Source organism: Streptomyces sp. 13-12-16, assembly GCF_002114215.1.
GTDB lineage: Bacteria > Actinomycetota > Actinomycetes > Streptomycetales > Streptomycetaceae > Streptomyces.
Window position 1 is genome coordinate 1 of sequence record NZ_NCTE01000113.1, and the last position, 8,629, is coordinate 8,629.

The 8,629-nt window shown below is 73.4% G+C and carries 7 protein-coding genes; all 7 read right to left on the reverse strand.

What is annotated here, in order from left to right; genetic code table 11:
• Positions 1-22: 22 nt before the first annotated feature.
• A complete protein-coding gene (locus B7767_RS05400; RefSeq protein WP_085571109.1) occupies positions 23-1,237 on the reverse strand; it encodes a cation:proton antiporter in 1,215 nt (404 codons plus the stop codon).
• Positions 1,238-1,241: 4 nt separating this feature from the next.
• The gene (locus B7767_RS05405; protein ID WP_085571110.1) at positions 1,242-1,727 is read right to left on the reverse strand and encodes a cation:proton antiporter regulatory subunit; all 486 of its coding nucleotides are present in this window, start codon (positions 1,725-1,727) and stop codon (positions 1,242-1,244) included.
• A gap of 42 nt (positions 1,728-1,769) precedes the next feature.
• Positions 1,770-3,953, reverse strand: a complete 2,184-nt coding sequence (glgB, locus tag B7767_RS05410; RefSeq protein ID WP_256923328.1) for a 1,4-alpha-glucan branching protein GlgB — start codon at positions 3,951-3,953, stop codon at positions 1,770-1,772.
• A complete protein-coding gene (locus B7767_RS47790; protein WP_143652225.1) occupies positions 3,950-5,983 on the reverse strand; it encodes an alpha-1,4-glucan--maltose-1-phosphate maltosyltransferase in 2,034 nt (677 codons plus the stop codon). Before B7767_RS47790 ends, glgB begins: the two co-directional genes overlap by 4 nt.
• A 46-nt stretch (positions 5,984-6,029) precedes the next feature.
• Positions 6,030-6,797, reverse strand: a complete 768-nt coding sequence (locus tag B7767_RS05420; protein ID WP_085571112.1) for a MinD/ParA family protein — start codon at positions 6,795-6,797, stop codon at positions 6,030-6,032.
• Between the two features lie 47 nt (positions 6,798-6,844).
• Complete coding sequence (locus B7767_RS05425) at positions 6,845-8,095, reverse strand: PP2C family protein-serine/threonine phosphatase (RefSeq protein ID WP_085571113.1); 1,251 nt, start codon at positions 8,093-8,095, stop codon at positions 6,845-6,847.
• Positions 8,096-8,106: 11 nt separating this feature from the next.
• Positions 8,107-8,629 (reverse strand): ATP-binding protein (locus B7767_RS05430; protein ID WP_256923329.1); only part of this gene is annotated, 523 nt, incomplete at its 5' end.

Here is an 8,629-nt window from a genome sequence, read left to right on the forward strand (position 1 = left end):
CCCCCGCGCCACCCCCAGAAGCTCAGTCCACCGCCGCCACCGGCTCCCGTGACGCCCGGCTCCCCGTCGGCGGCTCCTCCGCCCCCCGCCCCAGCACCCGTGCGGCCAGCGGCTCCACGAAGCGCGCGGCCAGTGGCCCGATGACCACCAGCAGCAGCACATACGCCGTGGCCAACGGCCCGAGCGCGGGCTCGACGCCCGCGGACACCGCGAGCCCCGCGATGACGATGGAGAACTCCCCGCGCGCCACCAGCGCCCCGCCCGCCCGCCACCGGGCCCGCTCCCCGACCCCGGCCCGCCGCGCCGCCCAGTACCCGGTGGCCACCTTCGTCGCGACGGTCACCACGACCAGCGCCAGCGCCGGCAGCAGCACCGGCGGCATGGTCGCGGGGTTCGTGCTCAGCCCGAAGAAGACGAAGAACACCGCGGCGAACAGGTCCCGCAGCGGCATCAGCAGGTGGTGGGTGTGCTCGGCGACCTCCCCGGACAGCGCGATGCCGACCAGGAACGCCCCCACCGCCGCCGACACCTGCAACCGCTGCGCCACGCCCGCGACCAGCAGGGTCAGGCCCAGCACCACCAGCAGCAGCTTCTCCGGGTCGTCGCTGGAGATGAACCGGGAGATCACCCTGCCGTAGCGGACCGCGACCAGCAGGACCGTGCCGACCGCGGCGAGCGCGACGGCGAGGGTGAGGCCGCCCGCGGCCCAGCCCGCGCCGGCCAGTATCGCGGTGAGGATCGGCAGGTAGACGGCCATCGCCAGGTCCTCCAGCACCAGCACGCTGAGGATCACCGGCGTCTCACGGTTGCCGAGCCGCCCGAGGTCCCCGAGCACCTTGGCGATCACCCCGGACGACGACACCCAGGTGACGCCGGCGAGGACCACGGCCGCCACCGGGCCCCAGCCCAGCAACAGCGCCGCCGCCGCGCCCGGCAGGGCGTTCAGCAGGAAGTCGACCGCCCCTGCGGGGGCGTGCACCTTCAGGTGCCCCACGAGATCGCCCGCGGAGTACTCCAGACCCAGCAGGAGCAGCAGCAGGACGACGCCGATCTCGGCGCCGACCTCGATGAACTCCTCGCTGCCGCCCAGCGGGATCAGCCCGCCGTGCCCGAAGGCGAGCCCGGCGAGCAGGTACAGCGGGATGGGTGACAGACGCATCCGTACGGCGAACCGGCCCAGCAGGCCGAGCGCCAGCACGACGGCGCCGAACTCCATCAGGAACACGGCCGAGTGCACGTCATCACGCCCGATCGAGGATGTCGTGCGCGCCGTCGACGCCCTCCCGGGTGCCGATCACGATCACCGTGTCGCCGCCGCGCAGCCGGAACTCCGGCCCCGGCGAGGGGATGGCGTGCGCCCGGCGCATCACGGCGACGATGGACGCCCCGGTGCGGGTGCGCATCTGCGTCTCGCCCAGGGTGCGCCCGTTCCAGTGCGAGGTGCCGGTGATCGTGACCCGTTCCGCGAGCAGCCCGAAGTCGCTGGTGTGCAGCAGGTTGGGGCTGTTGTGGTTCGGCAGCAGGGCGTCGGTGAGGGACAGGGCCTCGGCGCCGGTGAGTCTCATCGACAGGGCGCAGGAGTCGGGGTCGTCGTCGTGGTGGACGTTGAGGGTGCGGGCGCCGTCGCGGTGGGCGATGACGGACAGGGTGTCGTGCCGCCGGGTGGTGATCTCGTACTGCACCCCGATTCCCGGCAGCGGGGTGGTCCTCAGACGTGGAGCGGGCACGGTGGTCTCTCCTTCTGGTCACGCGCGGGACTCGGCGGGGATTCAGAGGGGCCGCAGCCACACCGCCCCCAGGGGAGGCAGCGTGATCCCGGCGCTCGCCGGGAAGCCGTGCAGCGGCTGTTCCACGGCGCGGACCGGGTCGCGCCGGACCACCCCGCTGCCGCCGTAGGCGGTGTCGTCGGTGTTGAGCACCTCGGTCCAGTCACCGGCGTGCGGCAGCGCGATCCGGTGGCCGTGGCGGACGGTGGGCTGGAAGTGGAAGACGCAGACGAGGACCTCGCCCGAGTCGCCGTGGCGGACGAAGGAGTACACGTTGTCCTGCGCCGCGTCGGCGTCGATCCAGCGGAACCCCTCCGGCCGGGTGTCCCGGCTCCACAGCGCGGGGTCGCCGAGGTAGATCCGGTTCAGGTCGCGCACCAGGTCGCGCACCCCGGCGTGCGCGCCGTGCCGGAGCATCGACCAGTCGGGGCCGTGGTCGTGGGACCACTCGGTGTCCTGGGCGAACTCCTGTCCCATGAACAGCAGTTGCTTGCCCGGGAAGGCCCACATGAAGGCCAGGTAGGCGCGCAGGTCGGCCAGTTGCCGCCAGCGGTCGCCGGGCATCTTCGCCAGCAGCGAGCCCTTGCCGTGCACCACCTCGTCGTGCGAGACGGGCAGCAGGTGGTTCTCGGCGTACGCGTAGACCATCGCGAAGGTCATCGCGTGGTGGTGGTACTGCCGGTGCACGGGGTCCTCGGCCATGTACGACAGGGAGTCGTGCATCCAGCCCATGTTCCACTTCAGGTGGAAGCCGAGCCCGCCCTCGTCGGTGCGCCGGGTCACCCCGTCCCACGCCGTGGACTCCTCGGCGATGGTCACCGCGCCGGGGCAGCGGCGGGCCACCGTGGCGTTGACCTCCTGGAGGAACTCCACCGCCTCCAGGTGCTCCCGGCCGCCGTAGGCGTTGGGCAGCCACTGCCCGTCGGGGCGCGAGTAGTCCAGGTAGAGCATCGAGGCGACGGCGTCCACGCGCAGCCCGTCGACGTGGAACTCCTCGCACCAGTACAGGGCGTTGGCGACCAGGAAGTTGCGCACCTCGGCCCGCCCGTAGTCGAAGACGAGGGTGCCCCAGTCGGGGTGCTCGCCCCGGCGCGGGTCCGGGTGCTCGTACAGCGGGGTGCCGTCGAAGCGGGCCAGCGCCCAGTCGTCCCGGGGGAAGTGGGCCGGCACCCAGTCGACGATGACGCCGATGCCCGCCCGGTGCAGCGCGTCCACCAGGAACCGGAAGTCGTCGGGGGAGCCGAGGCGGGAGGAGGGCGCGTAGTAGGAGGTGACCTGGTAGCCCCAGGAACCGCCGAAGGGGTGCTCGGCGACCGGCAGGAACTCCACGTGGGTGAAGCCCAGCGCCTTGACGTAGGCGGGCAGTTCGCGGGCGAGCTGCCGGTAGCCGAGCCCCGGCCGCCAGGAGCCGAGGTGCAGCTCGTACACGCTCATCGGCTCCCGGTGCACCGCCGTCGCGGCGCGTCGCGCCATCCAGTCGGCGTCGCCCCAGCGGTGGTGGGAGGCGTGGACGAGGGACGCGGTGCCGGGCGCGGCCTCGGCGTGCGCGGCCAGCGGGTCGGCCTTGAGGAGCCGGCGTCCGTCCGGGGTGAGGATCTCGTACTTGTAGCGGCAGCCCTCGTCGACGCCCGGCACGAACAGCTCCCACACCCCACTGGCGCCGAGCGAGCGCATCGGGTGCGCGCGGCCGTCCCACACGTTGAAGTCGCCGACGAGCCGCACGGCGCGCGCGTTCGGCGCCCACACGGCGAACGACGTGCCGCCGACCGGCCCCCAGCCGCTGTCGTGGGTGCGGACCCGGGCGCCGAGCACGCGCCACAGCTCCTCGTGCCGGCCCTCCCGGATCAGGTGCAGGTCCAGCTCGCCGAGCGTGGGCGGGAAACGGTACGGGTCGTCGTACGTGTGGACGTGCCCGTCGTAGTCGACGGACAGCCGGTGGTCGGGGACGGCGGGCACCGGCAGCAGGCCGGAGAAGACGCCCTCGCCCTCGTGCCGCAGCTCCAGCAGCGGGGTGCCCGAGGGGTCGGTGACCGTCACGGCGCGGGCGAGCGGACGCAGCACCCGGAAGAGCACACCGCCCTCGGCCGGGCGCGGGCCGAGCAGGGCGTGCGGGTCGCCGGTCTCGCCGGTGACGAGGCGTTTGCGGGCGGTGGCGGGCAGGGCCGGTGCGTGGGGTGCGGTGGTCACGGCTGCGGGTTCCCGTCGGTGAGGATGTGGGCCACGTGCTGCTGCGGGTCGAGGCGTACGTAGTTGTCCCGGCCCCACCGCCAGGTCGCGCCGGACAGCGCGTCGTGCACCGTGAAGGTGTCGGAGCGGTCCAGGCCGAGGGCGGGCAGGTCCAGGGAGACCGTCGCCTCGCGCACCCCGTGCGGATCGAGGTTGAGGACGACCAGGACCCAGTCGGTGTCGTCGCGCTTGGAGAAGCAGACGACGGCGTCGTCGTCGGTGTGGTGGAAGCGCAGGTTGCGCAGCCGGCGCAGGGCGGGGTGGGTGCGGCGCAGGGTGTTCAGGGTGCGCACCAGCGGGGCCAGGGAGTCGCCGGCCGCCTCGTGCGCCTCCCAGTCGCGCGGCCGGTACTGGTACTTCTCCGAGTGCAGGTACTCCTCGCTGCCGGGACCGGCCGGCACGTTCTCGTACAGCTCGTACCCGGCGTACATGCCCCAGGAGGGTCCGGCCGTGGCGGCCAGGACGGCCCGCGCCGCGAACGCCGGACGGCCGCCGTACTGGAGGTAGGCGTGCAGGATGTCGGGGGTGTTCACGAAGAGGTTCGGACGCAGGTACGCGGCCTGCTCCTCCCCGCCGAGCCCGGCCAGCTCCGACAGGTAGGACTCCACCTCGTCCTTGGAGTTGCGCCAGGTGAAGTACGTGTACGACTGGTGGAACCCGATCCGGGCCAGGGTGTGCAGCATCGCCGGGCGGGTGAACGCCTCGGCGAGGAACAGCACGTCGGGGTCGGTGGCGTGCACGGCGTCGATCAGCCGCTCCCAGAAGCCGACCGGTTTGGTGTGCGGGTTGTCGACGCGGAAGATCCGCACCCCGTGCTCCATCCAGTGCCGCAGGATCCGCAGGCACTCCGCGTGCAGCCCGTCGGGGTCGGTGTCGAAGTCGATCGGATGGATGTCCTGGTACTTCTTCGGCGGGTTCTCGGCGTACGCGACGGAGCCGTCCGCGCGGTGGTGGAACCACTCGGGGTGCTCGGTCATCCACGGGTGGTCCGGGGAGCACTGCAGGGCGAAGTCCAGGGCGACCTCCAGGCCCAGCTCGCCGGCCCGGCCCACGAAGTGGTCGAAGTCGTCGAGGGTGCCCAGGTCCGGGTGGATCGCGTCGTGCCCGCCGTCGGCGGAGCCGATCGCCCACGGCGATCCGGGGTCGTACGGGCCCGCGACGAGCGTGTTGCCGGCCCCCTTGCGGTGGGTGGTGCCGATGGGGTGCACCGGGGGCAGGTACACCACGTCGAAGCCCATGTCGGCGACCGCCTCCAGGCGTTTGGCGGCGGTGCGCAGCGTGCCGGAGCGCGGCGGTTCGGCCGCCGTGCCGGTGCCGGGGGCGGCGGGCAGCAGGGCGCCCTCGGAGCGCGGGAACAGCTCGTACCAGGCGCCGTACAGGGCCCGCTCCCGGTCCACCCGCAGCGGGAACTCACGGGATCGGGTGACCAGTTCGCGCAGCGGCCGGGCGTTCAGCAGGGCCGTCACCACCGGGTCGCAGGCGGCGGCTAGCCGTTTGTCCGGGGCCGTCCGGGCGTCCCGCAGGGTGTGCGCGGCGGTGGTCAGCGGGACGCGTTCGCGGGCGGTGAAGGCGTCGGCGGCGCGCTCCAGCAGCAGCGCCCCCTCCTGGAGCACCTGTTCCACGTCGACGCCGGCCGGCACCTTGAGGTCGGCGGTGTGCCGCCAGGTCGCGACCGGGTCGGACCAGGCCTCCACCCGGAACGTCCAGTCGCCCTCCCGGTCGGCGTGCACCGGGGCCGCGTACCGGTCGGTGCCGGGGGCGAGCGGCCGCATCGGGGTCCACTCGCCCCCGGTGCCGTCGGGGCCGGTCAGCACGACGTTCGCGGCGACCGCGTCGTGGCCCTCACGGAACACGGTCGCCGACACCTCGAAGACCTCGCCCGGCACGGCGCGCACGGGCCGGTGACCGCCGTCGGCCACCGGCCGCACGTCCACCACGGGGATGCGTCCCACGGACGGCGCGAACCGCCCTGCGGCGGGCTTCTCCTGCATCACATGCCTCTTCCTCGCACCCGGGTGCGGTCGCTTGGGACGGTGGTCAGCGGCGGATCGCGGTGGTGCCGTTGCTGACGTCCGAGATGATCCGGCGGTAGCCCGCCACCACGGGGTGGTGCGGGTAGGCGGTGCAGAACAGCCGCTCCCCGGCGAGCGAGACCATCTCCGGGGCGTACGGCAGGACGGCCGACACCCGGGTGGCGTAGGCCTGTTCGACCTCGTCGTGCAGCCGGTCGTGGACCGTGCCGCCCGGCGCCATGTTCACGGCCACGGCCAGCCGGGCGACACCGAGCCGGTTCGCGAGCGACACGGTCTCCCGGGCGCCGGCCAGGTCGAGCCGGTCCGCGCGGGTCACCACCACTAGGGCGTCCGAGCCGGCGATCGCCGTCACCGTCTCGTTGTTGAACCCGGCGTGGGTGTCGAGCAGCAGCACGTCCAGGGCGAGGGAGTCGATGAGCCGGTCGAAGCCCTCCCGCAGCAGCCCCACGTCGTAGCCGCGGCCGAGGATCTCGGCCGCCGCCGCGGACCTGCTGCGGGCCGGCACCAGGAAGAAGCCGTCGTGTCCGGCGTCCGTGCCCGCCGGGTACACCGCGTCCTCGATCTCGCAGCGGCCGATCAGGTAGTCGCTCAGTGAGCGGCGCGGCCGCGCGTCGGTGCGGCCGAACATCACGTCCAGGGCGGGTGTGTGGATGTCGGTGTCCACCAGCGCCACCCGGCGGCCCGAGGCCGCCAGCAGCAGCCCGAGGTTGGCGGCCGTGCTCGACTTGCCGGTGCCTCCCCGATAGGAGTGCACGGTGATGATCTGCGACATGGTCTCCACCGGTTGCTGAGGGTCGGATCCGCCGGCGCGGCGGCTGGTCAGGCGGCGGGTGCTCCGGGCGGGTTCCAGTGGACGGCCATCATGGTGATGTCGTCGGACTGCTCGGCCCGGCCCACGAACTCGCTGAGCGCGCCGTCCATGTGGTCGAGGAGTTCCTCGCCCCGCACCGCGGCCTCGCCGAGCTGCCCGACCATCTGTTCCTCGCCGAAGAACTCGCCGTCGGCGGAGCGGGCCTCGGTGACCCCGTCGGTGTAGATGAAGAGCGTGTCGCCGGGGCCGATGCGGGTGTAGCCCAGGGAGAAGTCGACGTCCGGGATGACCCCGACGGCGGGTCCGGTGGGCTCCAGCAGGACCGGTTCGCCGCCGCCCGCGCTGAGCAGCACGGGCGGGTTGTGACCGCCGTTGATGTAGACCAGGTTGCCGGTCGCGGGGTCGAGGACGGCGAAGAACATGGTGGCGAAGTAGCCCTGCCGGATGTGGTTGCGGGTCAGGTAGTTGTTGGTGCCCGCGACCGCGTTCAGCAGGGGCGTCGCCCCCACCACCGGGATGGCGCGGCTGTGTTCGGCCCAGCCGGCCTCCTCGCCCATCAGCTCGGCGGCGATCAGGCTCTGCAGCCCGCTCTGTTCGGCGGTGTGCCGCAGCAGCGAACGGATCAGGGCCATGAACAGCGCGGCCCCGACGCCCTTGTCGCAGACGTCGGCGACGACCAGCGCGAGCCGGCGCCGGTTGACGATCTCGAACACGTCGTAGAAGTCGCCGGCGACCGTACGGGCGGGCCGGAACCGTACGTGGATCTCCCAGTCCTTCGGGCTGGGCAGGGAGTCGGGCAGGAAGCCGAGCTGGATCTCCCGGCCGATCTCCAGCTCCCGTTCGTAGCTGAGCAGTTCCGCGTGCGCGGCGACGTCCTCCATGGTCCGGCTGAACTGGGCCCGCTCGTGGCAGTCCCGCAGCCGGGCCCGCACCAGGTCGGGGTGGAAGGGCGGCGCGAGGTAGTCGGCGCCCGCGAGCACGTGGTGGTCGAGCAGGTGCAGGTCGTGTTCCGCGAACGCCACCACCGAGGGACGCTGCCCCTCGTCGTCGAGCCTGCGGGCCACGGCCCGCACGGTGTGCGGGGTCAGTTCCGCGGACGCCAGCAGCACCGTCACCTCGGGCAGCCGCCCCGGCGGGGCGGCCAGCACCTCGCCGGGGCTGTGCACGTGCACCTCGGCGCCCACGTGGTCCAGGGCGTCGCGCAGCCCCGGGGGCATGCCGCGCCGTTCGTCCAGCACCAGCACCTTCGTCTGAGCCATCTCCGCCTCGTCTACTCCGTCGGCTCGTCGCTTGCGTCCGTGCCGCCCGGTGGGCGTGGCTCGGCACGGCGCAGCATCACGAGGGTGCTCACGTTGCGGCCCGCGACCAGGTCGTACGCGAAGCCGTCCACCGCGGTGAACGCGAGATAGACGCCCAGGCCCCCGATCCGCCGCTCGGCGAGCGGCTGGTCCAGGGCGGGCGGCCGCAGGCCCTGCCGGGGGTCGAAGGCGGGCGCGTCGTCCTGGAAGCGGACCCACACCTGGTCGGGGTCGATCCCGCCGTCCACCGTGATCTCGCCGGGGGCTCCCCGGTAGCCGTGCATGACGATGTTGGTCGTCAGCTCGTCCGCGGCCAGCCGCAGCCGGTACAGGGCACTGGCGGGCAGTGCGGCGCGTTCCCCCAGGCCGAGGACGAACGCCGCCACCCGGTCCAGGGCTCCCAGCGCCGCCGGGACCCTGATCACGGTCGCGGCGGGGCCGGTGGCGGCGCGGTGGCCGCCGGGGGGCGGCGCGCCGTGCGCGACCCCGGTGGAG